General features: G+C 62.7%; 20 protein-coding genes and 3 pseudogenes. 6 read left to right on the forward strand and 17 right to left on the reverse strand.

Going from position 1 to position 25,806, the window contains the following annotated elements; translation table 11 throughout:
- Positions 1-127: 127 nt before the first annotated feature.
- The 7 genes and pseudogenes from araH to AB4Y32_RS10520 all read right to left on the reverse strand — a co-directional run bounded on the left by araH (position 128) and on the right by AB4Y32_RS10520 (position 9,141).
- Positions 128-1,138: an L-arabinose ABC transporter permease AraH gene (araH, locus tag AB4Y32_RS10490; protein WP_368721276.1), complete on the reverse strand. Its 1,011-nt coding sequence runs from the start codon at positions 1,136-1,138 to the stop codon at positions 128-130.
- 66 nt (positions 1,139-1,204) lie between these two features.
- A complete protein-coding gene (gene araG, locus AB4Y32_RS10495; protein WP_439899769.1) occupies positions 1,205-2,755 on the reverse strand; it encodes an L-arabinose ABC transporter ATP-binding protein AraG in 1,551 nt (516 codons plus the stop codon).
- 41 nt (positions 2,756-2,796) lie between these two features.
- A complete protein-coding gene (locus tag AB4Y32_RS10500; RefSeq protein ID WP_368721277.1) occupies positions 2,797-3,801 on the reverse strand; it encodes an arabinose ABC transporter substrate-binding protein in 1,005 nt (334 codons plus the stop codon).
- A gap of 48 nt (positions 3,802-3,849) precedes the next feature.
- Positions 3,850-4,779, reverse strand: a complete 930-nt coding sequence (locus AB4Y32_RS10505) for a Gfo/Idh/MocA family protein (protein WP_368721278.1) — start codon at positions 4,777-4,779, stop codon at positions 3,850-3,852.
- A gap of 5 nt (positions 4,780-4,784) precedes the next feature.
- On the reverse strand, positions 4,785-5,714 hold the full coding sequence (locus AB4Y32_RS10510; protein WP_368721279.1) for a dihydrodipicolinate synthase family protein: 930 nt from the start codon (positions 5,712-5,714) through the stop codon (positions 4,785-4,787).
- Between the two features lie 106 nt (positions 5,715-5,820).
- Positions 5,821-7,364: pseudogene (locus tag AB4Y32_RS10515) on the reverse strand (aldehyde dehydrogenase (NADP(+))).
- A 25-nt stretch (positions 7,365-7,389) separates the two neighbouring features.
- Positions 7,390-9,141, reverse strand: coding sequence for an IlvD/Edd family dehydratase (locus AB4Y32_RS10520; protein WP_368721280.1), 1,752 nt, complete (start codon positions 9,139-9,141; stop codon positions 7,390-7,392).
- A 118-nt stretch (positions 9,142-9,259) separates the two neighbouring features.
- On the opposite strand from AB4Y32_RS10520, the gene AB4Y32_RS10525 reads away from it, so the two are divergent.
- The 3 genes from AB4Y32_RS10525 (at position 9,260) to AB4Y32_RS10535 (ending at position 13,203) form a co-directional block, all read left to right on the forward strand.
- Entirely contained in the window at positions 9,260-10,216 is a 957-nt protein-coding gene (locus tag AB4Y32_RS10525; protein ID WP_368721281.1) for a LysR substrate-binding domain-containing protein, read from the forward strand.
- 467 nt (positions 10,217-10,683) lie between these two features.
- Positions 10,684-12,015 (forward strand): Rieske 2Fe-2S domain-containing protein, encoded by a 1,332-nt coding sequence (locus AB4Y32_RS10530; protein ID WP_368721282.1) that lies wholly within the window; start codon positions 10,684-10,686, stop codon positions 12,013-12,015.
- Between the two features lie 15 nt (positions 12,016-12,030).
- A complete protein-coding gene (locus tag AB4Y32_RS10535) occupies positions 12,031-13,203 on the forward strand; it encodes a Gfo/Idh/MocA family protein (protein WP_368721283.1) in 1,173 nt (390 codons plus the stop codon).
- Positions 13,204-13,281: 78 nt separating this feature from the next.
- On the opposite strand, the gene nadC is transcribed toward AB4Y32_RS10535, so the two are convergent.
- The 5 genes from nadC to AB4Y32_RS10560 form a co-directional block, all read right to left on the reverse strand.
- Positions 13,282-14,184, reverse strand: coding sequence for a carboxylating nicotinate-nucleotide diphosphorylase (gene nadC, locus AB4Y32_RS10540; protein WP_368721284.1), 903 nt, complete (start codon positions 14,182-14,184; stop codon positions 13,282-13,284).
- Between the two features lie 136 nt (positions 14,185-14,320).
- Positions 14,321-14,911 (reverse strand): MarR family winged helix-turn-helix transcriptional regulator, encoded by a 591-nt coding sequence (locus tag AB4Y32_RS10545; RefSeq protein WP_368721285.1) that lies wholly within the window; start codon positions 14,909-14,911, stop codon positions 14,321-14,323.
- 88 nt (positions 14,912-14,999) lie between these two features.
- The gene (locus AB4Y32_RS10550) at positions 15,000-16,070 is read right to left on the reverse strand and encodes a porin (protein WP_439899770.1); all 1,071 of its coding nucleotides are present in this window, start codon (positions 16,068-16,070) and stop codon (positions 15,000-15,002) included.
- Between the two features lie 101 nt (positions 16,071-16,171).
- Positions 16,172-17,164 (reverse strand): ABC transporter substrate-binding protein, encoded by a 993-nt coding sequence (locus AB4Y32_RS10555; protein WP_368721286.1) that lies wholly within the window; start codon positions 17,162-17,164, stop codon positions 16,172-16,174.
- Positions 17,165-17,210: 46 nt separating this feature from the next.
- Positions 17,211-18,557: an MFS transporter gene (locus tag AB4Y32_RS10560; protein WP_368721287.1), complete on the reverse strand. Its 1,347-nt coding sequence runs from the start codon at positions 18,555-18,557 to the stop codon at positions 17,211-17,213.
- Between the two features lie 251 nt (positions 18,558-18,808).
- Here AB4Y32_RS10560 and AB4Y32_RS10565 point away from each other — a divergent pair, with 251 nt between their 5' ends.
- Positions 18,809-19,774, forward strand: coding sequence for a PDR/VanB family oxidoreductase (locus AB4Y32_RS10565; RefSeq protein ID WP_368721288.1), 966 nt, complete (start codon positions 18,809-18,811; stop codon positions 19,772-19,774).
- Between the two features lie 28 nt (positions 19,775-19,802).
- Here AB4Y32_RS10565 and AB4Y32_RS10570 read toward each other — a convergent pair whose 3' ends face one another.
- The 4 genes and pseudogenes from AB4Y32_RS10570 to AB4Y32_RS10585 form a co-directional block, all read right to left on the reverse strand.
- Positions 19,803-21,242 carry a DUF1254 domain-containing protein gene (locus AB4Y32_RS10570; RefSeq protein WP_368721289.1) on the reverse strand — a complete coding sequence of 480 codons (1,440 nt, stop codon included), beginning with the start codon at positions 21,240-21,242 and terminating at the stop codon, positions 19,803-19,805.
- 110 nt (positions 21,243-21,352) lie between these two features.
- Complete coding sequence (locus AB4Y32_RS10575; protein WP_368721290.1) at positions 21,353-22,927, reverse strand: AMP-binding protein; 1,575 nt, start codon at positions 22,925-22,927, stop codon at positions 21,353-21,355.
- Between the two features lie 184 nt (positions 22,928-23,111).
- A pseudogene (locus tag AB4Y32_RS10580) lies at positions 23,112-23,414 on the reverse strand (nitroreductase); the annotation flags it as partial.
- Between the two features lie 55 nt (positions 23,415-23,469).
- Positions 23,470-23,733, reverse strand: a pseudogene (locus tag AB4Y32_RS10585) (hypothetical protein); the annotation flags it as partial.
- A gap of 369 nt (positions 23,734-24,102) precedes the next feature.
- Here AB4Y32_RS10585 and AB4Y32_RS10590 point away from each other — a divergent pair.
- A complete protein-coding gene (locus AB4Y32_RS10590) occupies positions 24,103-24,708 on the forward strand; it encodes a hypothetical protein (protein WP_368721291.1) in 606 nt (201 codons plus the stop codon).
- A 50-nt stretch (positions 24,709-24,758) separates the two neighbouring features.
- On the forward strand, positions 24,759-25,055 hold the full coding sequence (locus AB4Y32_RS10595) for a helix-turn-helix domain-containing protein (protein WP_368721292.1): 297 nt from the start codon (positions 24,759-24,761) through the stop codon (positions 25,053-25,055).
- A 157-nt stretch (positions 25,056-25,212) separates the two neighbouring features.
- Here the strand turns inward: AB4Y32_RS10595 and AB4Y32_RS10600 are convergent, their stop codons facing one another.
- Positions 25,213-25,791 carry an NnrU family protein gene (locus AB4Y32_RS10600; protein ID WP_368721293.1) on the reverse strand — a complete coding sequence of 193 codons (579 nt, stop codon included), beginning with the start codon at positions 25,789-25,791 and terminating at the stop codon, positions 25,213-25,215.
- Between the last annotated feature and the right edge of the window lie 15 nt (positions 25,792-25,806).

A 25,806-nucleotide genomic window follows, 5' to 3' on the forward strand; every position in this document is an offset into this window, starting at 1 on the left:
CGACCATCTGCGCGGTCAGAGCGCGTCTGCGAGGCCCTACTTCGCTCGTGTCCTCCTTCCCGGATCACTGATTACAAGTACCCGCGCATGCTCGTCCGGAATCTTCGCCGCGCGGGCCCGGTTAAAGTCAGACCGCCCGCTTGCTACGCCGGAACTGGTCGAACAGCACCGCGAGCAGCAGAATGCCGCCGCGAATCAGGTATTGATAGAAAGTGGGCACGTTCATGAGGCTCATCGCGTCCTGGACTGCGCCCATGATCAGCACGCCGACCAGCACGCCCGAAATCGTCGCCACGCCGCCCGTGAGCGACACGCCGCCCAGCACACATGCGGAGATCACGCCGAGTTCCAGTCCCACGGAAGTCTTCGGGTCGCCGAGGCTCATCCGCGATGCGAGCATGACGCCGGCAAAACCCGTCACGAGACCTTGCAGGACGAACACTGCGATCTTGATGCGCGTGACGGGCAGACCCGCTAGCAGCGCCGCTTCGCTATTTCCGCCGACCGCAAGTACGTTCTTGCCGAACACGGTCTTCTTGAGCAGGAAGCCGAAAACGGCGAAGCCGATGATGTTGCTCCAGATAGGAAAGGAGATTCCAAGGAAAGAGCCGCCGCCGAGATCGAAGAAGCGCTCCTCGGAAATCATCACGGCATCGCCGTTCGAAGTCAGGAACGCGAGGCCGCGCACAGCTTCCATCATCGCAAGCGTGGCGATCAGCGAGTTGATCCTGAAGCGGGCGATCAGCACGCCGTTGACAAGCCCTACGGCTCCGCCCGCGAGCACGCCCGCGGCGACACCGAGCAGCACGCTATGCGACTGCGTAATCACGGTCGACGCAACGACGCCCGAAAACGCGACGATCGAAGCAACGGAAAGGTCGACCTCGCCCAGCGCGAGCACGAACATCATCGTGACGGCGATCGAGCCGATCAGCGTAACCGAGAGCAGAAGGCCCTGGATGTTACGGGTCGTCAGGAAGTCGGGCACCGTTGCGGAAAGCACCGCGAACAGCACGACGAATACCACGACGATGCCCGACCTGTTGATCATGTCCCATGCGCGTGCGCGCGAAGGCGTGATGGGCGCGGCGGACTGGTTGGCGGCGGAAGTGCCCTGTGATTGCATGGCTTGACTCATCTCTGGTTCATCATTCGAATCGTGAGCGCCGCAGATGCTGCGAGCACGCACGGCAAATCAGTTGCTTCAGTGCGGCAGCGCCATTTTGATCAGTTCATCAGGCGATGCCTGGGCCTTCGGCACGCAGCCCGCTATGCGCCCTTCGCGCATGACGATGATGCGGTCCGCCACGCCGATCACTTCGGCGAGATCGCTTGACACCATCACTACCGTGCGCCCCGCCTCGGCCAGCTCGTACAGCAGGTTGTAGATCTCGGCACGCGCGCCGACATCGATGCCGCGCGTGGGCTCGTCCATCAGAAATACTTCAATGCGTTCGGCGAGCCAGCGAGAGAGGATGACTTTCTGCTGATTGCCGCCCGAGAGCGTGCCGATCGCTGTTTCGCCGTTGCGCGTCTTGATCGCGAGCTTCTCTATGTAGTCCTGCGCCAGTTCGCGCTCGCGTCGCGGATCGAGCAGGAACCGCGCGGGACTGAAGTGACGGCGCGCGCTGATATTCAGGTTGTCCGCCACCGAGGCGATCGCGACGATGCCTTCCTGCTTGCGGTCTTCGGGGCACAGCGCGATGCCGGCGCGCACGGCATCGCGGGGGCTCGCGAAGTTCACGCGTTTGCCGTCGAGCTCGACGTGCCCTGCGCTGGCGCGCGTTGCCCCGTAGATCAACTTCATGAGTTCGGAGCGGCCCGCGCCCACGAGCCCGAAGAAACCGACGATCTCGCCGCGCCGTGCCGCGAACGAGATCGGTTCGGCAAGTCCCGGCCCAAGCAGTCCCTTCGCTTCGAGCAATACCTCTCCCGCCTCGCGCGGACGATAGCCGTAGACATCCGAAATCGAGCGGCCCACCATCGCGGCGATCAGCCGATTGCGGTCGAGTTCGGCCACGGATTCGAAGGTCTCGATGCGCTTGCCATCGCGAAACACCGTGACGCGGTCGCAGAGTTCATCCACCTCGTCCATGCGGTGGGTGACGTAGATGATCGCGCGCCCTTCTTCACGCAACGCGTTGATGATGCGAAAGAGGTTCTCGGTTTCGCGCGCCGAAAGCGAACTCGTGGGTTCGTCGAAGGCGATCACGCGCGCGTCACGCATCAGCGCCTTGCCGATCTCGATCATCTGGCGCTGGCCGATCGAGAGGTTCTTGATCGGCGTGCGTGGATCGATGCGCTCGCCGAGACGCTTTAGCTCAGCCATCGCACGCTCGACGAGCGCGCGCTCATCGAGCACGCCAAGGCGATTCGGGAGTTGCCCGAGCATCAGGTTTTCAGCGACCGTCAGCTCGGGCACGAGATGCAGTTCCTGATAGATGATTGCGATGCCAGCCTCGATCGCGGCCTTCGTCGTCGTGAATCTGTGTTCGACGCCGTTCAGGCGCAACGTGCCTTCCTGCGGCTGATTCACACCCGACAGCACCTTGAGCAGCGTGGATTTACCCGCGCCGTTCTCTCCCATCAGGCCGTGCACTTCACCAGCACGTACTTCCAGCGATACTCTGTCGAGCGCGCGCACGCCCGGAAAGCTCACGGTGATCCCGTGAAGTTCCAGATAGGCGCGCTTGCCCTGTTGAGCTTCAGCGTTCGCCGCTTCCGTCGCGCCCGCACAAGTCATGGTTTCAGTCATTGCATCCCTGCTCTTCTTTCGCCTTTACGCTCAGGCAATCGTCAGATGCCCAGTTCGGTGCGCACGGCCTGCCAGTTGTCGCGAGTCATGAGCTTGCCGGTGGTCTGCGTGTCCGCAGGCGGCTCTTTGCCGCTGCGAATCCAGTCGATGAGGTTCTGCGCGCTTTGCTTGCCGTGGTTCGTCGAACTGACGGCGATCGTGCCGAAGAAGCCCGTCTGATCCTTCTTCTGGAACTCGGCGAACGCTTCACCCGCGCCGTTGATGCCGACGCCAATCACATCCGCTGAAGGAATGTGCAACTGCTCGGTCGCGCGCACGCCGCCCAGCACGCTTTCCTCGTTCAGCGCGAAGACCACCCACTTCTTGATGTTCGGATGCTTGGACAACACGGGCGATGCCGCATTGAAGCCACCTTCGTCGTCAGTGGTCTTTTGCGGCGCGTCGAAGATGTTGTCCTTCTTGAAGCCATTCGCGAGCAGCGTCTGCGTCGCGCCATCCGTGCGCAGCTTTGCAGTCGGCAGCTCATAGTCGGTGATGCGGATCGCACCCACTTCTTCCGGCTTCCAGCCGCGCTTCTTCATTTCGTCGGAGATCGCCTGACCGACCTGATTGCCGATCTTGAACGCCGACATGCCGAGGTGCGGGACGTCCGCAAGCGGCTTGCCCGAGGAATCGACGAGCTGGTCGTCGACGGTGACGACCTTCATGCTGTAGCGCTTTGCTCTTGCTCGAATGGCCGGTCCGAGACGAACGTCGGGCGCGCAGATCACGAAGCCCTGTGCTCCTTGTGCGCCGAGATTGTCGATCGCGGCGAGCACCTTCTCACCGTCGGGCGTGCCGATGTTGACGACCGAGAAGTTCTCTTTCTGGCCGAGCGCCGTAGCAGCCTTCTGCTCATTGATGAACCACGCCTGTTCGGGCATCTTCACGAGAAAGCCGATCTTGGTTGGCGAATCGGCGTGGGCCGCCATGTTCATGCCGAGCGGCGCGATGCACATTGCCGCAAACATCGCACGAAGCGTGAATCGGCGGATTTTGCTGGTCATGTTGCTAGTCTCCTCTGATATGGTTGTTGCGAAGGGTCGATAAAGCGTCTAGCGGCCGAAGGCCTCAACTTCAATCTGCTTGCCAAGCAGGAATGCATCGGCGACGAGGCGCAACGGCCGCACGTCGACGTCGTCCGTGCCGTGCGCGATGAGCCAGTGAAAGCGTTCATAGAGCGCCGCGTACTCACGCTCTGGTTCGAGCGCGACAGAGTCGCCCGCGATTGCGAGGCGCTTGCCGCCTTCGCTGATCGAAAGCAGGCCATCCGTCGTTTCGACATCGATTTGCCATTGCTCGACAGGGCCGTGGCGCCAGTCGAATTCGACGCGCACGGGCGCGCCGTCGGTGTCGATGCAATCGAGTTCGGCGGCGATGGGCGTCGCGCAATCTGCCGGCACATGCAGCGTTGCATCGCGCAGAATGACTTCATGCGGCAGGATGCGTGTCACGATAGACAGCGCGTTGATGCCGGGATCAAACACGCCGAGGCCGCCCGGTTCCCAGATCCATTGCTGCCCCGGATGCCAGCGTCGCACGTCTTCCTTCCAGCGCACATGCACCGCGCGGATCGTCCGTTCGGCGAGCCAGTAGCGCGCGGGTTCGACGGCGCTGGCACAACGGGAATGCCAGGTGGCGAACAATGTCCGGTTCTGCTTGCGTGCAAATTCAGCAAGCGCTATGACCTCGCTCACGCTCGCACCAGGCGGCTTTTCGAGCATCACATGCTTGCCCGCCTCGAGCGCGGCGCGCGCCTGTTCATAGCGGACCTGGGGCGGCGCACACAGCGTGACAGCGTCGAGGTCGGCTTCGGCCTCGAGCATTGCGCCAATGTTCGTGTAGTTGCACACGCCGTTGACCTGCGCGTTGCGGCTCGCGGTCGCGACGAGCGCAAACCCCGGGTTGCTTGCGATCGCCGGCAGATGTTGGTCGCGTGCGATCTTGCCCACGCCGACGATGCCTAATCTGTAGGGTGCGTTCATGCTTTTTATTTGCCCCACTGCAGCACAAGCGGCTTCAGACGACGCGCGATGTCAATCAGCTCGGCGCGTGTGTCCGGATGCATCGCGGGCAGTGGATGGCGCGGCAGTTCGCACGCAATCACGCCGCCTTCTTTCATCAGCGACTTGCAGGCGAGCAGACCGGCCTGGCGGTTCTCGTGATTGATGAGGGGCAGCCACTTCTGATAAAGATCGAAGGCGTCGTCGATGCGGCCCTCGCGATGCGCTTCGATGATCGGGCGAATGCCGTCCGGGAATCCGCCGCCCGTCATCGAGCCCGTTGCGCCTGCGTTCAGGTCCGCTAGCAGCGTGATCCCTTCTTCGCCGTCCCACGGTCCTTCCACTGCATCGCCACCGAGCCGGATCAGCTCTCGCAGCTTGTTTGCCGCGCCCGGCGTCTCGATCTTGAAGTACGAGACCTGCTCGATCTCGCGCGCCATGCGTGCGAGCAACGCCGCCGAAAGCACGGTGCCGCTTGCGGGCGCGTCCTGAATCATGATCGGAATATCGATGGCGTCGGACACGCGCGCGTAGAACTCGTAGATCCGCGCCTCGGGCACGCGGAAAGTGGCGCCGTGATACGGCGGCATCAGCATGACCATTGCCGCGCCCTGCTCCTGTGCGCGCCTGCTGCGCGCGGCGGCCACGTTGGTGCCGTAATGCGTGGTGGTGACGATCACGGGCACGCGGCCCGCTACGTGTTCGAGCACCGTGCGTGTGATGACTTCGCGTTCCTCGTCCGAGAGCGAGAACTGCTCGGAGAAGTTCGCGAGAATACATAGGCCGTCCGAGCCCGCGTCGATCATGAAATCGACAGCGCGCTTCTGGCTGGCCAGATCGAGTTCGCCGGTTTCCGTGAAAGTGGTCGGCACGACGGGGAAGATGCCCCGGTAGCGGGGCGTACGGCTCATATTCATGTTGTCAGTCCTGCTTCAAAAGTTTCGTTGCCCCGCGCGATCGTTGCTCTCACCATATTCACGATTCGCAACGCGCACTGGCGCGCGGATCTTCCAGGTCCGCGCTTCACGGCGTGCGCTGCGTTTCCGGTTTGCCTGCAACGCGCCGGCGCAGGTCGAGTGGATTGGCGTCGCGCAGTGCGTCGGGCAGCAGGTTATCGGCGAGATTCTGGTAGCAGACCGGGCGCAGGAAGCGCTCGATGGCCGCCGTTCCCACCGAGGTGCTGCGGCCGTCCGAGGTGGCCGGAAACGGGCCGCCGTGAACCATCGCGTCGCAGACTTCGACGCCAGTCGGGAACCCGTTCGCGAGCACACGAGTTCGCCGTCGACGGGTTCAGCGTGGAGCGTGATCGTCAGCTGGCCTTCAATGTTGCGCAGCACCGCGCGCAGCTCGAGCGCATCGGCGCATTCCACGAGTACGCTGCTGGGCCCGAATACTTCTTCGCCAAGCGTCGAGTCCGCGAGCAGGTCCTTTGCGCTCACGCGCAACAGTGCCGCTTGTGCGCGGCCTGGCGCTGCGTTACCGCGTGCGAGCGTTGTCACCTGCGGATGTCGTGTCAACCGCTCGATGCCGCGTTCGTAGTTGCGCAGAATGCCAGGCGTCAGCATCACGCCCGCGCTCGCGCTGCTGAATTCCCGCGCGGCGTCGGCAGCGAAGACGTCGAACTCGATGCCCGCCAGCCCGAGCATCAGGCCGGGATTGGTGCAAAATTGCCCGCAGCCCAGCGTCGCCGAAGCGGCGAACTCGCGCGCCAGCGTCTCGCCTCGCGCGGCAAGCGCGCCGGGCAGCAGCACGTTCGGATTCACGCTGCTCATTTCGGCGTAGACGGGAACCGGTTCGGCGCGCGCCGCCGCGAGCTTGATCAACGCAAGACCGCCCGCGCGCGAGCCCGTGAAGCCGACCGCGCGGATTGCAGGATGCTGGACAAGCGCGCTGCCCACTTCGTGGCCCGCGTCGAACAACAGCGAAAACACGCCCGCAGGCAAACCGGCAGCCGCGACCGCCTCCTGGATTGCGCGGGCCACGAGTTCCGACGTGCCCGGATGCGCGGGATGGGCCTTCACGACAACGGGACAACCGGCTGCGAGTGCCGAGGCCGTATCGCCGCCCGCAACCGAAAACGCCAGCGGAAAATTGCTCGCACCGAACACCGCCACAGGACCGACGCCGATGCGCCAGAAGCGCAGATCAGTGCGCGGCGGCTGGCGCTCGGGCAACGCGGGTTCGATGCGCGCATCGAGTGCGTCGCCGCTGCGCACGAGTGCTGCGAACATGCGCAACTGGTTCGCCGTACGCGCGCGTTCGCCTTCGAGACGCGCGCGCGGCAGACCGCTTTCCGCCATTGCTCGCTCGATGAGTCGATCGCCGAGCGCTTCGATACGCGCCGCGCAATCGTCGAGGAATTGCGCGCGCTTTTCGGCATGCAACGCGCGATACATGTCGAACGCTTCGTCGGCAAGCTCGCAGGCCTGGTCGACGTCGGTGCGCAATGCGCTGCGGAATACGGGTTGCGCAATGGGTTCGCCCGTGGCCGCATCGAGCGCCTGAAACGGCGCGCCCTCGCCGCGCTTCGCGCGGCCCGCGATCAGCAGTTCACCCGTGAGTTGGATCGTCATGATCTGCCTTCGATGCGCGTCAGTGCGAATGTCGCGGGACGGCGGCGCCGCGTTTCCCGACGAGGAAATCGAGGTCGCAGCCTTCATCTGCCTGCAGCACGTGATCGACGTAGAGGCGCGCGTAACCGCCCTTGCCCATCTGCTCGGCGACGCCCGGCGCCGTGGCCGGATCGATGTCGGAGAGACGGCGCTCGAGTTCTTCCTCGCTGATGTCGAGATGCAGGCGCCCTGCTTCGCAATCAAGCTCGATCCAGTCGCCGTTGCGCACGGCGGCAAGCGGGCCGCCCGCCGCCGCTTCCGGCGCGACGTGCAGCACCACCGTGCCGTACGCGGTGCCGCTCATGCGCGCATCAGAGATGCGCACCATGTCCTTGACACCCTGGCGCAACAGCTTCGGCGGCAAGCCCATGTTGCCGACCTCGGCCATGCCCGGATAGCCTCGCGGTCCGCAGTTCTTCATCACGAGGATCGAGTCCTTGTCGACGTCGAGCGATTCGTCTCCAATCGTTGCCTTGTAGTGATCGAAGTTCTCGAACACCACCGCGCGGCCGCGATGCTTGAGCAGCTCTGGTGTAGCCGCCGACGGTTTGAGCACGGCGCCGCGCGGGGCGAGATTGCCGCGCAGAATGCAGATGCCGCCGTCCGCGATGAGCGGTCTGTCCAACGGGCGAATCACCTCGTCGTTGTAGTTGGGCGCCTCGCGTACGTTGTCCCACATCGACTTGCCGTTGACGGTCAGCGCGTTGGGATGCGGCAGCAGGTTCGCCTCGCCCAGGCGCCGCAGCACTGCCGGCAGGCCGCCCGCGTAATAGAACTCCTCCATCAGGAAGCGACCCGACGGTTGCAGATCGACGATGGTCGGCGTGTTGCGGCCGATGCGCATCCAGTCTTCCAGTTCGAGCGGCACGCCGACGCGTCCCGCGATCGCCTTCAGATGGATCACGGCATTGGTCGAACCGCCAATCGCTGCATTCGTACGGATCGCGTTCTCGAATGCCTCGCGCGTGAGGATCTTCGAGAGCTTCAGATCTTCGAGCGCCATTTGCACGATACGGATGCCCGACATGTGAGCAAGCACGTAACGGCGCGCATCCACAGCCGGGATCGCCGCGTTGTGCGGCAGCGATACGCCGAGCGACTCGGCCATGCAGGCCATCGTCGAAGCCGTGCCCATCGTGTTGCATGTACCCGCCGAGCGGGACATGCCCGCTTCCGCCGACAGGAAATGGTGAAGATCGATCTCACCCGCCTTGAGCGATTCGTGCAGTTGCCATACTGCGGTGCCCGAGCCGATGTCCTTGCCTTCGAGCTTGCCGTTGAGCATCGGACCGCCCGTCACGACGATCGCGGGCACGTCGACGCTCGCCGCGCCCATCAGCAATGCGGGCGTGGTCTTGTCACAGCCGCACAGCAGCACGACAGCGTCGATTGGATTGCCGCGAATCGCTTCTTCCACGTCCATCGACGCGAGATTGCGCGTGAGCATCGCTGAAGGACGCAGGTTCGATTCGCCATTCGAGAACACCGGAAACTCGACGGGAAAGCCGCCTGCTTCATAGATGCCGCGCTTGACGTGCTCTGCGAGCTTGCGGAAATGCGCATTGCAGGGCGTAAGTTCAGACCACGTGTTGCAGATGCCGATGATCGGACGGCCGTCGAATTCGTGATCGGGAATGCCTTGATTCTTCATCCAGCTTCGATACATGAAGCCGTTCTTGTCAGTGGTGCCGAACCACTGTTGTGACCGCAATTTGGGTTTGGTTGCCGACATCGTCCGTCTTTTAGGTAGGCCAGATTTGCGTGCAGTGTATGAACAAAGTTGATAACCTACTAATGAAATGTTGGATGTTTCCCATATCAGTTCATATATCGGTATTAATACTTAGTCCATGCTGGATACGAACCCCTGGTACGTGCGCACGCGCCTGAAAACACGGCAATTGCTGCTGGTCGTCGCGCTTGCGGAGGAAGGCAACATCCATCGCGCCGCGGCGGCGCTGAACATGACACAGCCAGCCGCTTCGAAGCTGCTGCGCGAACTGGAAGAGATGCTTGGGGCAGTTCTATTCGAACGCATGCCGCGTGGGGTGCGGCCGACGCTCTATGGCGATGCGCTGATCCGGCACGCGCGTATCGTGCTGGGCAGTCTCGAACAGGCCCAGGATGAACTTGCCGCTCTCAAGGCGGGACGCCTTGGTCACGTTGCGGTAGGCGCCATCACGTCGCCGGGTGTGCGCGTGCTTCCGGCGGCTGTCGCGGCTGTCAAGCGCATGCACGCGAACATACGTATCTCGGTCGAAATAGACACCAGCAATGTGCTGCTCGAGCATCTGGGGCAAGACAAGCTCGACATCGTAATCGGGCGGCTGTCGGCTGAACATGACAAGCTTCAGTTGCGCTACGAGGCGCTCGCGGGCGAACCGGTCCGCGCCGTGGTTCGCCGAGGTCATCCGCTGCTGACCGGGGCGCCAATAGAGCTGTCCGACGTCCAGCGCAGCGCGTGGATCGTGCCACCAGCAGGCAGTGTGCTACGGCACCGTTTCGAGCTGATGTTTCAGCGTGCAAGCCTCCCTCCGCCGTCGAATGTCGTCGAAACGGCCGCTCTGCTCTTCGTCACGCGCGTGCTGGAAAAGAGCGACATGATTGCGGTGCTCGCGGAAGACGTTGCGCGCTACTACGCGTCTCACGGCATGGTGGAAATTCTGCCTCTGCCGATGGAGTGCAGGATGGACGACTTCGGGCTGATCACCCACGGTGAAAAACTGCTCTCGCCCGCTGCTGCGCTGATGATCGACGCGCTGCGCGCAGCGAGTCGCGAGACCTATGACCTGCCCTATCCTGCCTGAACGCGCGCGATCGATGCCTGTTCGAACGGCGGATCGAGCGAGACCGGAATGACGGGTGCCGCGAATGTGTCGACGAATCCCGCGATGCCGATCATGAAAACCACAACACCGTCATGGGACCGGACGCGACACCGATGCCGCTAGTGGCGTGCTTTTGCATGGTGGTTCCTTGAACGTCTCGTCCGACATGACGACATCATGCGCACCCGGCGTCGATGAAGCCGGTTATCTGGCCGCCTCGCTCCATTGCTACGTAGAGCCCCGCCGTGGCGCGGTCTCCCGTCCGGGTACTCCTTCCACCACCCTTTCCTCCGCTGGCTGTCCCCATATCCCCGCCCCTTCTCACGCTCCAAACGCGTCCGTAGTTACCCGAAGTCTCCTGCAAACGGGCTTGCCATTTTCGCTAGATATCTAATAGAATTTGGCAACACCTGTTGATGGAGGCGACCTCTCGCCGGGAGACAAACATGCTGACCCACGAAGAAAATGAACTGCTGTGCCGTGTCGAAGGCGATGCCCCGATGGGGCAGTTGATGCGCCGCCACTGGACCCCCGTCTGTCTGATCGAGGAAGTGAGCGAGCCGGACGGCGCGCCGATGAAAGCGCGCGTATTCGGCGAGGACCTGGTCGTGTTCCGCGATACGGAAGGCCGCGTTGGCGTGATGGACGAGTATTGCCCGCATCGCCGTGCGTCGCTGGTTTATGGGCGTAATGAAGACTGCGGCCTGCGTTGCCTGTACCACGGCTGGAAGTTCGACGTGCTCGGCAACGTGATCGAAATGGTGTCCGAGCCCGCCTCGAGTTGCATGACCGACAAGGTCAAGCACAAGGCCTACCCTGTGCAGGAATGGGGCGGCATGGTGTGGGCATTCATGGGTCCGCAGGACGCCGTGCCCGAATTCGTTCCGCCCGCGTGGGCGCCGAGCGCGGACACCCGCGTGAGCATCGCAAAGGCGCTGCTGCCCTGCAATTGGGCGCAGATTCTCGAAGGCGCGATCGATTCCGCGCACAGTTCGAGCCTTCATTCGTCGGACTTCGTGCCGGCGCGCGTCGGCGGCGCCGAGGCAACTTCGAAAAACTGGCTGCGTCCTTCCACCGACAAGGCGCCGCGCTTGCAGGTCGAGCGTACCGGTTACGGTTTTCGCTACGCCGCGCTACGCCGCCCGATCTTCAACGCCAACACGCACGACTACGTGCGCTCGACGGTATTCGTTGCGCCGGCAACCGTGCTGATTCCGCCGAACAATCTCTACAACGTCGCGAACATCAACGTGCCGATGGACGACACGAACACTGCGTTCTACTTCATCGCATGGGGTGATCCGGCGACTACGCCGGAAACCGAAACCTGGCGCAAATTCCTGCATCAGCAGGTGGGTATTGATCTGGACGAACGCTATCGTCCGCTGCGCAATCACGAGAACCGCTTCTGGCAGGACCGCGCGGCGATGGCGAACGGAAACTTCACCGGCATCACGGGCTTCCCGAACCAGGACATCGCGATGTGGGTCACGATGGGCCCGATCGCGAACCGTTCGGACGAGCGTCTCGGTGCGAGCGATCTCGCCATCGTCGAATTCCGCCGGCGCATGCTCGACGCGCTCGCCGAATTCCAGCAAGGTGACGAAGCGATCGGCACGGGTGCGAAAGTGATTGCACATGACGTCTGCTCGTATCAGGCAGTCGTGCCGAAGGAGATCGACTGGCGCACGTATGAGGTCCGCTATGTCAGCGCGAAGCACGCGCTGCCCGACGACCAGTCGGCCGTAGTCGCGACCGACTATCAGGTCTCGCAATAACGGAGGCGCAACGCCATGGAAGATCGCCGCTTGCGCATTGGGGTGGCAGGACTGGGGCGGGCATTCTCGCTGATGTTGCCCACCTTCCTGCGCGACCCGAGAGTCCAGCTCGTTGCCGCGTGCGATCCGCGCGAAGAAGCGCGGCGGCAGTTCGCCGCCGACTTCGACGCGCGAACCTACGCCGACGTGCTGCAACTGGCCGACGATCCCAACGTGGAAGTCGTCTACGTGGCGAGCCCGCATCAGTTCCACGCACAGCACACGGAAATTGCCGCGGCGAATGGCAAACACGTGCTGGTCGAAAAGCCGATGGCGCTCGACGCGGCCGACTGCGAACGCATGATTTCCGCGTGTCGCGCCGCGAACGTGCATCTGATCGTCGGCCATTGCCACAGCTTCGACACGCCGTATCTGCGCACACGCGAACTGATCCGGGAAGGCGCTTTCGGCACGGTGAAGACGATCCAGGCGATCAACTACACCGACTACCTCTACCGGCCGCGCCGGCCCGAGGAGCTGATGACGGCCGAAGGCGGCGGCGCTGTCTTCAGCCAGGCGGCGCACCAGGTCGATATCGTGCGCTTGCTCGCCGGCTCTCGCGCGGTTCGGCTACGCGCGAGCGTCGGCCGGTGGGACCCGGCACGTCCCACGGAAGGCGCGTATTCCGCGCTGATCTGGTTCGAAAACGGAGCTTACGCGTCCCTCTCCTACAACGGATACGGCCATTTCAACAGCGACGAGTGGACTGGCTGGATCGGCGAGATGGGCGACCAGACGAGCCCGGATGCGTACGGCAATGCCCGCAGGCGTCTGGCGACGCTCGCCTCGTCGAACGACGAAGCAAAGCTGAAGGCAGCCGGCACGTACGGCGGATCGGCATACAAAGCGCCTCGCGCCTCTGCAGACGAACCGCCGCGGTTTCATCAGCATTTCGGTCCCGTCATCGTCTCGTGCGAACGCGCGGACCTGCGACCCCTGCCCGACTCGATCGTCGTGTACGGCGAGCGGCGCGCGACGCTGCCGCTGTCGCGCCCCGCCGTGCCGCGCGCCGAGGTCATCGACGAACTGTATGGCGCCGTTGTCGAGCGACGACGGCCCCTTCACGACGGAGAATGGGCAAAGGGCACGCTGGAAATTTGCCTCGCCATACTGAAGTCGAGCGAGGCGGGCGCAGACGTCCTGCTCTGATATCGACGTTCCGCTCCGCCAATCGGCGGCAACGAAAAAGCCTTCGCACGCGAAGGCTTTTTTACTTCTGCACGAACGTCAGCGATCCATCGCTACGCAGTGTACTCGCGCGCCGGGTCGCGCTGCGCGACGTACGCCCCCGACGTATGCCCGAAAGCGCAGCGAAAAATCGACCGCCTTCACGTGCTTCGTGAGCCCACCCACGGAAATGCGGTTCACGCCCGTCTCGGCAATCGCGCGCAGCGTTTCTGTCGTGACACCGCCCGACACCTCCAGACTGGCACGCCCCTCGTTGAGGCGCACGGCCTCGCGCATCGCATCGTGCGAGAAGTTGTCGAGCAGGATCGACCTTGCGCCAGAGTCCAGCGCTTCGGCCAGTTCGTCGAGCGTTTCCACTTCGACCTGAAGCGGCACTTCCGCGCCAAGCGCCTGGGCGGCGCGAATCGTCGGCGCAATGCCGCCGCCCGCGGCGATGTGGTTTTCCTTGATCAGGATGCCGTCGTAAAGTCCCCGGCGATGGTTCTCTCCGCCGCCCACGCGCACCGCGTACTTTTGCGCAAGGCGCAGTCCCGGCAGCGTTTTTCTCGTATCGAGAATGCGCGCCGCCGTGCCTTCGACAATGCGCGCCATCGCGTATGTCGCCGTGGCCACGCCCGAAAGCAGCTGGAGAAAGTTGAGCGCGGTGCGCTCGGCGGTAAGCATGCTGCGCGCGGGCCCGGCGATCCTGCACACGGCCTGCCCTTCACGCATCCATTCGCCTTCGCCGACGAACCATTCGATAGCGATGCAAGGGTCCGTCTGCACGAGCGTTTCGTCGAACCATGGCCTGCCGCACAGGAGCGCGGTCTCGCGCACGATGAGAACCGCCTCGGCCGAACCGGCAGGATCGATCAGTTGTGAAGTCCAGTCGTTATCGCCGACATCTTCCGCGAGCGCTTCGCGGACATTGCGCGTCATGGCCGCGCGGGTCATTGCATCCATTTCAGGGCCCGTATATTGAGCGGGAAAGCAGCTTGAAGCCATCTGCTGCCGCGCATGAGCGCGGCCGTCAATATTATTAGATATTTAATAAAATTGAACCCAGGAAACGACCTATGAAATCAGGAAACCGCCGGCTTCAGTTGCTCTCGTACTCCTCGCCACGCGCCGCGATCAGATTGCCCATTTCCCGCGTCGACGGAATGCGGCGCGCCGGATCGTTCGACTCGGCTTCGTCGCGCGCCATGTTTTCGATAATCGTTAGCAGGACCTTGCGCGCGACGTTGATCTCGGTGGCTTTCAATCCGGCGACACTGATCTCGTTGACCTCTTCCGCAAGCGGAACAAGCTTCTTTTTCAGGCTCCGGCCACGCGGCGTGAGATAGACGTGCGTGTTCTTGCGATTGCCGGGCGCATAGCGGCGCTCGACGTACCCGAGCTTTTCCATCGCCGACACCGCGCTGAACGTAGTGGGCGTAGTGGTGCCCGTCTCGTCGCTGAGCTCCTTCTGCGTGAGACCGTCGGTGACCCACAGCACACGCAGATACGCCCAATGGCCGAACGAGACTTCGTGCTGCGCCAGGCGCATTTGCAGACCGCGAATCATCGCGCGGCCCGCATCCTTCACCAGGTGAGCAAGACGATCATCCGGCACCGCCTCGCGCCAGTGCCGCAGGATGGGGTCCTCGCTCGCGACCCCGCCCTTTCCCGAAGTACCTGCTGCTGCCATACGTTCCTCGCCGTTATTGTGACCAGACTGGCGACAATCATAGCGCTTTAGCCGGCGCGAGAGGCACTGTTCCACAGCGCCCGGCCGCTCAGAAGGTGTGGCGAATGCCCACGGTCACGCCCGCCTGGTCCATGCCTGGCGCAATGTCCACGCCCGTGCCGCGAATGCCGACATTGGAAAACGAACGATTGGAGACATACGCGCCTTCCGCGTACACATCGGTGCGCTTCGAGAGCGAGTAGTCGACCAGCAACGCTCCCATCGTCGGGCCGCCGTGCGGATTGCGAAACTGCGTGTGATAGACGCTGGCGGAAACGGAGAGCGGCGTGTTCACCCGCCAGGTCACGCCGCCCCAATAGAGCATCGAACTGGGTGGCACGTCCGTGTTGCGCGTGTTCAGCCAGCGCAGGCCCGCCAGCGCCTTGACGGGCCCAATGTCATACGAAAGGCCGAGCAGCGCGCGCTGCTGCGTGTTGCTCTGCGTGGCAATCGACGTGCCCTGCAACTGGTCGTACGTCACGCCGATGCTGAACGGCCCGCGGTCGTACAGCACCGCGGCGCTCATCTCGCGGCCCACTTTCGTCGCGCCGGGCACGTTCGCGCCGTTTGGAATCGTCGAGTCGAAGCCCGTGCTGTACAGCGCCGCGAACGTCACGTCGCCGAGATGCACGCCGTAGCGCACCGAATTGTCCGCGCGGTTCACGAACTGGCTGTCCATGCTTTGCGCGGAATAGCTCGGATTGAACGTCAGCGCGTCGTACTTGTACATCAGCTCGTAGAGCAGGTTCTGGTGACGCCCGAGCGTGAGCGTCCCGTACGGTGTCGCGAGGCCAACGAACGCCTTACGGCCGAACAGCCGTCCACTCTGGCCGAGCGTCCCCGTGTTCACGTTGAATCCGCCCTCGAGCGTGAACACGGCCTTGTAGCCGCCGCCAAGATCCTCCGAGCCCTTGAGCCCCCAGCGTGAGCCGGCCAGATTGCCGGACTGCTCCCGGATCGCTGAGCCCGTTTGGCTGCCTTGGGCCACGCGGTTGACGTATTCGACGCCCGCATCGACGATGCCGTACAGCGTGATCGAACTTTGCGCATGGGCCGCCGTGCAGGCGAGCGCCAGCAGTCCGCCGCATGCGAGCGGGAATGTGTGTCCCTTCATGTTCATTTGTATTATGGATTCCTGATTATATTTTTTTGTCCTCTTCCACGCATGCGTCGCGCAGCCGGCAACGGGCGAGTGCGCGACGCTACGACTGCCGCGGAAGGTCAGATCTTGAAGCTCTCGAGGCTCGCTGGGTGGAACAGCTCAGCGGGCTCAAGGCGCCGGCTCGACAAGCCCTCGGCATGATGCTGCGCAAGGAAGCGGTCGATCACGTGCTCGTTGCTGGCGAATCCGTACGACCAGAAGTCGGGGCCCATCAACCGTCGCGCGTTGCGCAACTGGTCTTCGATGAAAGGCAGTGTCACCTTGGTCGCCGAGGTGTCGCTCAAACGCGCGAGCGCTACCTGCTTCGCGTGCTCGAAAGCCTTCGCGATAGCGCCGGGCAGCCACGGATGCTGCTCCGCCAGTGTCTTGCGGATGCCGAGCGTGTGCATGATCGGAAAGAGCTTCCTGCGCTCGTACCACTCGGCGGCGCGCTGTTGGGGGTCGTCGAAGAGATACTTGACCTTGGGATGCCCGCGCTCGAAGCACGACGGCGCGCGCGGCCCGATCACGCCGTCGATCTCGCCGTCGGCCAGCAGGTTCGAGATCGTCTGCCCTTCGGGCGCGTTTTCCAGCACGACGCCTTCGGGCAGCTTGAGCGCGATCTTCTCCACGCGCGTCGGGTCCTCGTAGCCGCCCCGCACCCAACGAATATCCGAAGCCTTCACGCCATATTCCTCTTCGAGAAAGAGCCGCACCCACACGTTGGCCGTAAGCTGGTATTCCGGCACGCCGATGCGTTTGCCCTTCAGGTCTTCGGGCCGCTCGATCCCACGGTCGGAGCGCACGTAGACCGAGCTGTGCCGGAACGCGCGCGACGGAAACACCGGCACGGCGATGTAGGGCGAGGTGCCCGCAGCCGTCTTCACCGAATAGCTGCTGAGCGAAAGCTCGCAAATGTCGTAATCCGCGTGCCGGAATGCGCGAAAGAAAATTTCCTCCGGGTCCTGCAGCATGAACACAGGATCGACGCCGTCGATCTGAACGTCGCCGTCGATCAGCGGCCGCATCCGGTCGTAATTGCCCACGGCGATCGAGAGTTGAAGCTTGCTCATTCCTGCTCCTGTCTGACTGTCAAAGTGCTGTCCGTCACGTGCATCGTCACGCGCCGGACTGTGGCGCCTGCCGCTCGCGCGGCACGCCGAAGAAGACGGCAATGCCGCCGATGAAAACGAGCGCCGCGACCAGCAGGATGCCTGCCGAGAAGCTTCCGGTTACGCTCTTCACCCAGCCAAGGACGATCGGCGCGAAGAAAGCGCCCACCTGTCCCAAACTGCTGATGACGCCAATTCCGCCCGCAGCCGCCTCGCCTTTGAGGTAGTTCGGCGGAATGGTCCAGATGATCGCGGCGGCCGCGAAGTAGCTCACCGCAACGAGACTCAGGCACGCGATTGCGACAGCCGAGTTGTGCGTGAGGATCGTGAGCAGCACCGCGCCCGTTGCGCCCGCTGTCGTCGACAGCACGAAGTGCCAACGGCGCTCGAGCCGCAGGTCGGAGCTGCGTGCGATCAGCAGCATGGCAACGGCGCCGACGATGTATGGCAGCGCGGACAGCAAGCCGATCTGCAACATGCTGGAAACGCCCGCCTGCTTGATGATGGTGGGTGTCCAGTAATTGAGGATGGTCCCGCAAATGGGCACCGTGGCCCAGCCTGCGGCGATCACATACACGCGCGGGTCGCGCAGTGCGACGAGCAGACGGCTCGGCGCATCGTGCGGCTTCTGCCCGTGTTCTTCCTCGAGCGCTTCCACGACGATGCGCTTTTGCTGATCCGTGAGCCACGACGCATCCTGCGGCTTGTCCGTCAGGTAAAACCACGCGACCACGCCGGCAATCACGGCGGGCAAGCCTTCGAGAAAGAACAGCCATTGCCAGTTGCGAAAGCCCCATACGTCCATGAAGTTTTCGAGGATCAGCCCCGAAAGCGGGCCGCCGATAATGCCCGCCGCGGCAATCGCGAGCAGAAATCGCGACGTGATGCGGGCGCGGCGTTTCGCGGGATACCAGTACGAGAGATAGAGAATGATCCCTGGCCAGAAGCCCGCCTCGGCGGCGCCGAGCAGCGTTCGAGCGAGGTAGAACTGCCAGGGTGCCGTCATGAACGCCATTGCAGTGGAAATGGCGCCCCACAGCAGCATGATCCGCGTAACGGTCCGGCGAGCGCCGATGCGCCTGAGCAGCAGCGTGCTCGGAACCTCCAGCAGGATGTAGCCGATGAAGAACAGGCTCACGCCGAGCCCGTACGCGGCATCGCTCAGGCCAAGGTCGTGCTTCAACTGCAACTGCGCGAAGCTGACATTGACGCGATCGAGATAGTTCAAGACCCAGCAAAAGAAAAGAAAGGTCATCAACCTTAGTGTGACCTTGCGATACGTCGCCTCGACGGTCGCCGAATCGGCGACTCGAAGCGGGGGCGCATCCTCGTAGCTCAACGTTGAGTCTGTCATGTCCGGGGCTCTCCTGGTTTCACACTTTTTTGTCTGCGGAAACGGACAAGCTTTCCCTCCCGACGAGAGGTCTTGCGCCTGTGCTCCGCATAATTAGACGTCTAGCAATTAGGCTACGGGTCGATGGTCACACTTGCAAGTGGGGGTTTATACCGACCAGGGAATTGCGTTGGATCGACTTGCATCATTAGATATCTAGCAATAACATACGCTCCATGGTAGCGAAACGAATCGAGCGGAAGGAGACGGACATGACTACCCCAGAAGGCGGTTTTCTGCATCTGAAGATTGCGGAAAAGGAGAAGATTGCGCGCGACATCTGGCGCTTTGAGCTAACCGACCCGCACGGCGCCCCGCTGCCGCCGTTCGAAGCGGGATCGAATTTGACCGTAGTTGTGCCCAACGGCGCGCGTCGCAGCTATTCGCTCTGCAACGACTCGCAGGAGCGGGATCGCTACGTCATTGCGGTGAAGCGGGACAGCCACGGGCGAGGCGGGTCCATGAGCCTCGTCGACGAAACCTCCGCTGGGGACGTGATCGAGGTCTCGCTGCCGCGAAACGAATTCCCGCTCGACGAGCGGGCGAAATCGTTCATTCTTGTCGCGGGAGGCATCGGCATTACGCCCATGCTGTCGATGGCGCGCCAGCTCCGGGCGGAAGGCCTTAGACAGTTCAAGCTGTATTACCTGGCCCGCGATCCGGAGGGCACCGCGTTTCTTGACGAACTCAGCAGCAATGAGTGGCGCCAGGCGGTAACGATTCACCACGACTTCGGCGACCCGGCGGAATCGTTCGACTTCTGGCCCGTATTCGAGAAGTCGAAGTCGGCACAACACGTGTATTGCTGCGGGCCGCAGGCGCTGATGGACACCGTGCGCGACATGACGGGCCATTGGCCGTCCGGTACCGTGCACTTCGAGAGCTTCGGCGCGAGCAGCGCGAACGCACGGGAAAGCACGCCATTTATGGTTCGGCTCAAGCGCAGCGGCACGTCTCTGGAGATCCCCGCCGACCGCTCGATCCTCGACGTGCTGCGCGCCACGAACGTGCGAGTGCCAAGCTCGTGCGAAAGCGGCACCTGTGGGTCGTGCCGCACGGGACTATGCTCGGGAGAGGCCGATCATCGGGATCTCGTACTGCGCGGCGACGAAAAGGAAACTCAGATCATGGTCTGTGTTTCGCGCGCCAAATCTGCGGAGTTAGTGCTGGATCTTTGAGCACGCATCACGTCCAACGGATAGTGCATCACCGGCTATCCGTCGAGCCGGTCATCACCGCTCCGCTCCGCTGCAGCGGCGGCTGTTTCCATTCGCCGTCGAGCGCTTCCTGCTTCGGCCAATACAGGCGCAAGGCCGCCAGGAACTGGCCGTCCGGCGCGGGCAGCCAATTGGCTTCCTTGTCCTTGCCGGGCGAGTCGTGCTGGAGATAAAGCGTGACGCCGCCATCCGCGTCGCGCTTCAGGTCGGCCAACATCGCCGAATTGATCAGGTAGCGGTCGAGCGGATTCGCCACGAGCAGCCGCGACGGCAGATACATGGTAAGCGACCAGAACGCATTGACGGGCGGCAACTGACCCGGCTTGAAGCGCAGCGTGTAGCGATAGTGGCCACCGTCGGGTCGCTGCCCGGACGCGTCCACGTAATAGGCCGGGTAGATGGCTTCCTCTTTCGAATTGCCGTAGATGCCGGCAACCGTCGCGCGCATCCTGTAGAGGTAGTTGTTCTTCAGATATGCGCGCGACCCCGTGATGTCGCCGCTCGTCACCTCGCCTGCCGCGACTCGCTTGCCCAGTTCGTCGATCGAACGCCAGGCGTCGGCGATACCCTGTTCGACTGCCTTGCGGATTTCAGGCGACAGCGCCTGCGCGTCGAACTTCCTGCCCGCGCCGATGCCGAGTTTCGCGAAACGGTCCATCAGCGGCTGCTCGTCTGAATAGGTCGGACAGAACCGCAATACGAAATTGAGCACGTCGAAGAACTCGAGCGATGTGCGCTCCTGCTCGCGGGTAAGCGGCTTTAAGTAATCCACGGCGGGCGCGGCGGCCGGCGACGGCTCGCCGAGGAACACGGACAGCGGCTCTGCCTTGAATCCGGCCTGGACCTTCCTGACGTTTCCGATGTCGTCCTGCCTGAAAAGTTGGGTGCGATAGAGCACGAACGCCAGATCCGTATCGGACCGGATGACACCCTTGATGCCCTTCGGCGTCGGCCCCTTCCAGTTGGGTCCGACCAGCAGGAACTTGCCGCTGCCGTTGCCCGTCGTTCGCGTGCCGACGTAGGCGAAATTGTAGGTATAGAGATCGACGAACTGCGCCGCATAGTAGCGATCCTGTTCCACCTCCGGCACGGTCAGCACGAGCGGCTCGGTACGCAGGTCGGCACCGAGGAAAGAATAAGGCGTATCCGAATTCGGCGTCTGGATGGCCTTGTCTTGCGGCGTATAGACTCGCGCGACGTTGGCGATGCGGTTCCAGTCCCCTTTGTATTCGGGGTTGTCGCGGTCCACGAAATACGCGTACTGGATGCGGTAATTGTCCACTAGAGAGTAGCCGTATACGTAGGCTTCCATGGCAATCTCGCGGGCCTCGGCCGTGGAAAGGGACGGTGACTGTGCGACTGTGTCCGCCGACATCAGCGCGGCGCCGAACACCACCGCAAGTGTGAATGCAGCACGAAGCATTTTCATGATTTGTCTGTCCAACGATATTTGGGATCGTGCGGAATGAGCACCGCCTCCGCGATGGTCGCGCCGCGAAATTCCTGGTTTCGCGCGCCTTCGGCGCTGGCCCGCCAGTTCTATGAGACCCGTCGCGTGTGGCGCTGCCAGTACTTTTCCCGTATCTGTCTGCGCATCACCTTGCCCACAACGGACATAGGCAGCGTCGGCACGAACTCGATTGATTTGGGTGCCTTGAACCTGCCGAGGCGGCTTTTGACATGCTCGATCAGCGCTTCGGTACTCACCTGCGCGCCGGCCCTCAGCACGACCTCGGCGTGCACTGCCTCGCCCCATTCGTCGTGCGGCACCCCCACCACTGCGGCATTCTCGACCGCGGGGTGAGCGGTGAGCGCCGCTTCCACTTCGACGGCATAGACGTTGAAGCCTCCTGTGATGATCATGTCCTTCTTGCGATCGACGATGTACAGATAGCCCTGTGCATCGAGATAGCCGAGATCGCCCGACTTCCAGTAGCCGTTGTGGAACTCGCTCGCCGTGGCCTCGGGATTGTTGAAGTAGCCCGACACCGTGGCGCGCGAACGGATCCAGATCTCACCCGTCGCGCCCGCTGGCAGCGGCCTGCCGTCCTCGTCCACGACGATAAGTTCCGCGCTCGCCGTCACGCGGCCGGCCGATGCGAGACGCGCCTCGCCCGCGCTCGCGTGGTCCGCCTTGGTGAGGACCGTTACGATCTGCAGGCATTCGCTCGCGCCGTACACCTGCATGAAGATGTTGCCGAAGCGCGCCTGCAACTGCACGAGCTTGGCGGCGCTCATCGGCGAGGCGCCATAGACGAGCGTGCACAGCGTCGAGAGATCGTGTTCGCCCGCTTCCTTCAGGTCGAGCAGGCGGTACAGCAGCGTCGGCACCAGGACGCCCACCGTGATGCGCTCCTTCTCCACGTTCCGGCACCACTCGCGCAGATCCGGGAGATTCTGCGTCACGGAGCAGGCGCCGCGAAACAGCGTTGGCAGCAGCGACATGCCCGAGCCGTGGCTCACGGGCGCCATGTGCAGCACGCGCGAGTCGCGCACGAAGAGCTGATCGAGGTCGCTGTCGACGAACTGCGAGTCGCGGCAGCCGAGCCAGTTCTCCATGGTGTACTGGACGCACTTGCTCTTGCCCGTCGTGCCGCCGGTGAAGCGATACATCATCACGTCGTGATGCACGTCGCTCTCCACGTCCGGCTCGGCATCGCTTGCGCCTTCGAGCAGATCCCAGAAGCACAGCAAGCCCTCGCGCGGCTCGGCCGGCGGGTCCATGCAGATCACGGTGATGCCGCGCTGGCGTAGCGGCTCGAAGTAACGATCGAGCAGCGCGTTCTCGATGAAAATCACCGACGGGCGCATGAAATCGATCTGCCACTGGTGCTCGTCGAACGAGTCGCGGTAGTTGGTGATCGCGGCGGCCGCCTCGCCCTTGAGGACAGTCCATGCGTGCACCAGCGAGAGGTTGTCGTTCTCGAGAATGCACATGAAGACGCTGCCCCGGCGCAATTGCAACCGCTCGCGCATCATGTTGACGATCCGATTGCCCAGCCGGTGCAGTTGCGTCACCGTGTACCGGCGATTGCGCTCGACATTGACCAGCGCCTCGCGCTCGCCGAGGGTCATGGCGGTCTGCGCCAGGATGCGGCCAAAGTTCACTTTCATCACGTGTCTCCCATTCTTTTCTGCACCGGCGCACCACGGCGCGCCGCGAGCACCTTCGTATCCGGCCGGGTAGACCGGCACCACCGCGCAGGCTTGAAACGGCAGGTGAGCAACAGGCGCGGCCGGAAATGCCAAGCGGTTCGATAGCTTCATCAAGCCGCCACATACGCCCCTATTGTCGTGGTCAAATGCCCCTGAACCGTGCGAATTCCTCTAGCGGCGCCCGGTCCGCCACTAGCCGGTTCACCGGCATTTCACGATCGGCATAACCGATTGCCATGCCAGCGAACAGCACATGATCTGGCCGACCATTGAGGAATTTCGCAATTGTCAGCGGATAGGCGGACCAGCACTCCTGCGCACAGCTATCGATGCCTTCTTCCTGCAGCAACAGCATCACCGTCTGCAAGAACATGCCCAGGTCCGACCACTGCGGCGGCCCCATGGTGCGATCGACATAGCAAAACAAGGCGAGCGGCGCGCCAAAGCGCCTTGCCGAAGGCCTTACGCTCTTTCACGTATTCGACCGTGAGATCGAGCGCGCGCCGCATGGTGCCCACCGCGCTGAAGCAGATCTGTGCCCGCTCGTAAGCGAGTTGATCCATCAACTGGTAGAAGCCTTGGCCTTCCTGCCCGCCGAGCAGACAATCGGCCGGCACCACACAATCGTCGAAGAACATTTCCGACGTGTCCTGGCCTTCCATGCCGAGTTTTTCTTCCGCGCCCATTTCGACATAGGAGCCGCTCGTGCCCGGCTTCATGAACGGGATCATTCCGACCCCGGCAACGATTACCTTCCGAGTCATTACGGATTTCCTTGATTGAACAAATCTTGAGAAGGCTGTCCGGCATCCGCGTCGCGTTGCGCCGGCTTAATGGGGTTACATCGGAACTCGCTCCAATCTGACCAGGCGCAACTGTTCTCTTTCGTTCAGCGTCCATTCCTGTCGGGCGGTGTAGCCAGAATAAGGCGATGTTTAACGAACCCTTTAGCCGAAATTACCAACTCGTGCGCTGAACGACGGCCGATACCCCCTATATGGCTAATTGGCGGTGTGCATTACCTTGTATAGACTCGTTCGGATGTTGAGATCCATGCCGCATGGCGAGCCTCGTAAACCCTCGCCAGGGGGAAACGGTTTGCCACAACGAGCCCACAACACTTAAGTGCCGAAATGAATCGCTATTATTCTGTTCAGCGTTTTTCCGATGCACAGGAGCATGCGCAGAGCTTCGTCAATTTCGATCTGAGCTACTTTCAGACCGGGAAGGGGCCGTTCGAAGGCACGGTGCAGCAGCTCGACCTGGGTGACGGATTCCACATATTTGCGGAAAGCACCAATCGCCAACTCGCCCAGCGCGGTCAGGTCCGGCCGGGCTCGATCTCGGTGGCATGGGGCACCTTTGCGCCGACGCGAAGGCGCGAAGAAATCTGCACACCATTGGTCGGCGTCCTACATGGCGGCGACGACTGGATATTGCATCGGCCCAGCGGCGCGGAAGTGGGCGGCATCACGATGTCAGCGGCGGAATTCGATCAACTGTCTGGCGCGCCAGGTGTCGGCAAGACACCAAACAAGAACCGGCACATTCAGTTCCTGCGGGATGGCAATGTGTTTTCGGGGCTGCGCTCCGACGTCAATGCGATGAGCCGCCATGCGGAACGCTTCTCCTGCGCCGACGCACGCACAATGATCCGCAAGCAGCTGCTGGATGGCGTTTTCTGCGCTCTCAGCGCATCCGAAACAACGCGAAGCCCTGGTGTGACGCGGATGACTTAGTAAAACGCAGCCAGGATCTGATCCTTGGCAATCCAGAATGTCCGCCTACCGTGCTCGACCTGTGTACTGAGTTGCGCGTATGCCGCAGCACACTGCAGACAGGCTTTCTGAATATCACGGGACAGTCGCCTTCATCCTACTTGCGCCGCATACGCCTTGGTCAGGTACGCCATCTGTTGCGCTCGACCCTTGCCGCCCAGATGACGGTCGGGGACGCTGCGGCGCGATGGGGGTTCGTTCATTTGGGAAGGTTTGCGACCGACTACCGTAGTCTTTTTGGGGAGCTCCCATCGCAAACCTTGCGCCCCGAGCTTGCCCCGAAAAACGAATTCCTTGCCGGGCATTGAACTCACGCAAGAAGAGTCAGAAAGAAGCAAGACGAAGCGGGCACGCTACGCCGCTCGAATTCAAGCTGTTAGCGATTCGACCGGTTAAGGTCGTCGCCCATAGCGTTGCGATGGTGGCGAGATTCCATGAGGCCGCCGAGCTGGCGCGAACTGAAGCTCACCCCATCGGCTTCACGCCGATCAACCACCCGTGCAGGAAGAACGCGAAGACGACCCAGGCGACGACGCCGATCACGACGGGAATCACATCGCGCGAAAGCGTCCCGCCCGGATAGACGATGCCTTCGACACGATCACGCCTTCGCGCGGCGGCGACATCGGCGAGCGCCCAGACGAGGAACGCGCCGAACAGGATGACTGCGTTCAGCGTCCCGTTCGCCAGCAGATGCGCGAAAGCCCACAGCGCGACGCTGATCGTCATCGGATGCTTGACCAGCGCCTTGAAGTGATTGCCCGGCACATATGCAGCCGGAAAGAGGATGAACGCAACGAGCGTGAGGATGCCGGCGAGATGCGGCGCCCACGCGGGCGGCGACCAGAGCATGATCGGCTCGCGCCGCGCGAGCCCATATCCCCAGACGATCAGCACGAGCCCGATGATGGACACGACGGAATACGCGCCCTTCCACGGCTTCTCGCCCATCTGCGCGATCCGCGCCTTGCGCCAGTCGTCCGCGAAAATGCGGACGGAATGCGCGCCCAGGAACAGCAGCAACCCCAATATCAATGCGAACATGGTGGCTCCTCATGT

Source organism: Paraburkholderia phymatum, from assembly GCF_040965635.1.
In the GTDB taxonomy this organism is placed as follows: Bacteria; Pseudomonadota; Gammaproteobacteria; order Burkholderiales; family Burkholderiaceae; genus Paraburkholderia; species Paraburkholderia phymatum_B.

Coding starts and splice junctions, on each gene's coding strand:
- araH (WP_368721276.1), bottom strand. CDS start 1,138: ATGAGTCAAGCCATGCAATCACAGGGCACTTCCGCCGCCAACCAGTCC.
- araG (WP_439899769.1), bottom strand. CDS start 2,755: ATGACTGAAACCATGACTTGTGCGGGCGCGACGGAAGCGGCGAACGCT.
- AB4Y32_RS10500 (WP_368721277.1), bottom strand. CDS start 3,801: ATGACCAGCAAAATCCGCCGATTCACGCTTCGTGCGATGTTTGCGGCA.
- AB4Y32_RS10505 (WP_368721278.1), bottom strand. CDS start 4,779: ATGAACGCACCCTACAGATTAGGCATCGTCGGCGTGGGCAAGATCGCA.
- AB4Y32_RS10510 (WP_368721279.1), bottom strand. CDS start 5,714: ATGAATATGAGCCGTACGCCCCGCTACCGGGGCATCTTCCCCGTCGTG.
- AB4Y32_RS10520 (WP_368721280.1), bottom strand. CDS start 9,141: ATGTCGGCAACCAAACCCAAATTGCGGTCACAACAGTGGTTCGGCACC.
- AB4Y32_RS10525 (WP_368721281.1), top strand. CDS start 9,260: ATGCTGGATACGAACCCCTGGTACGTGCGCACGCGCCTGAAAACACGG.
- AB4Y32_RS10530 (WP_368721282.1), top strand. CDS start 10,684: ATGCTGACCCACGAAGAAAATGAACTGCTGTGCCGTGTCGAAGGCGAT.
- AB4Y32_RS10535 (WP_368721283.1), top strand. CDS start 12,031: ATGGAAGATCGCCGCTTGCGCATTGGGGTGGCAGGACTGGGGCGGGCA.
- nadC (WP_368721284.1), bottom strand. CDS start 14,184: ATGGATGCAATGACCCGCGCGGCCATGACGCGCAATGTCCGCGAAGCG.
- AB4Y32_RS10545 (WP_368721285.1), bottom strand. CDS start 14,911: ATGGCAGCAGCAGGTACTTCGGGAAAGGGCGGGGTCGCGAGCGAGGAC.
- AB4Y32_RS10550 (WP_439899770.1), bottom strand. CDS start 16,070: ATGAACATGAAGGGACACACATTCCCGCTCGCATGCGGCGGACTGCTG.
- AB4Y32_RS10555 (WP_368721286.1), bottom strand. CDS start 17,164: ATGAGCAAGCTTCAACTCTCGATCGCCGTGGGCAATTACGACCGGATG.
- AB4Y32_RS10560 (WP_368721287.1), bottom strand. CDS start 18,557: ATGACAGACTCAACGTTGAGCTACGAGGATGCGCCCCCGCTTCGAGTC.
- AB4Y32_RS10565 (WP_368721288.1), top strand. CDS start 18,809: ATGACTACCCCAGAAGGCGGTTTTCTGCATCTGAAGATTGCGGAAAAG.
- AB4Y32_RS10570 (WP_368721289.1), bottom strand. CDS start 21,242: ATGAAAATGCTTCGTGCTGCATTCACACTTGCGGTGGTGTTCGGCGCC.
- AB4Y32_RS10575 (WP_368721290.1), bottom strand. CDS start 22,927: ATGAAAGTGAACTTTGGCCGCATCCTGGCGCAGACCGCCATGACCCTC.
- AB4Y32_RS10590 (WP_368721291.1), top strand. CDS start 24,103: ATGAATCGCTATTATTCTGTTCAGCGTTTTTCCGATGCACAGGAGCAT.
- AB4Y32_RS10600 (WP_368721293.1), bottom strand. CDS start 25,791: ATGTTCGCATTGATATTGGGGTTGCTGCTGTTCCTGGGCGCGCATTCC.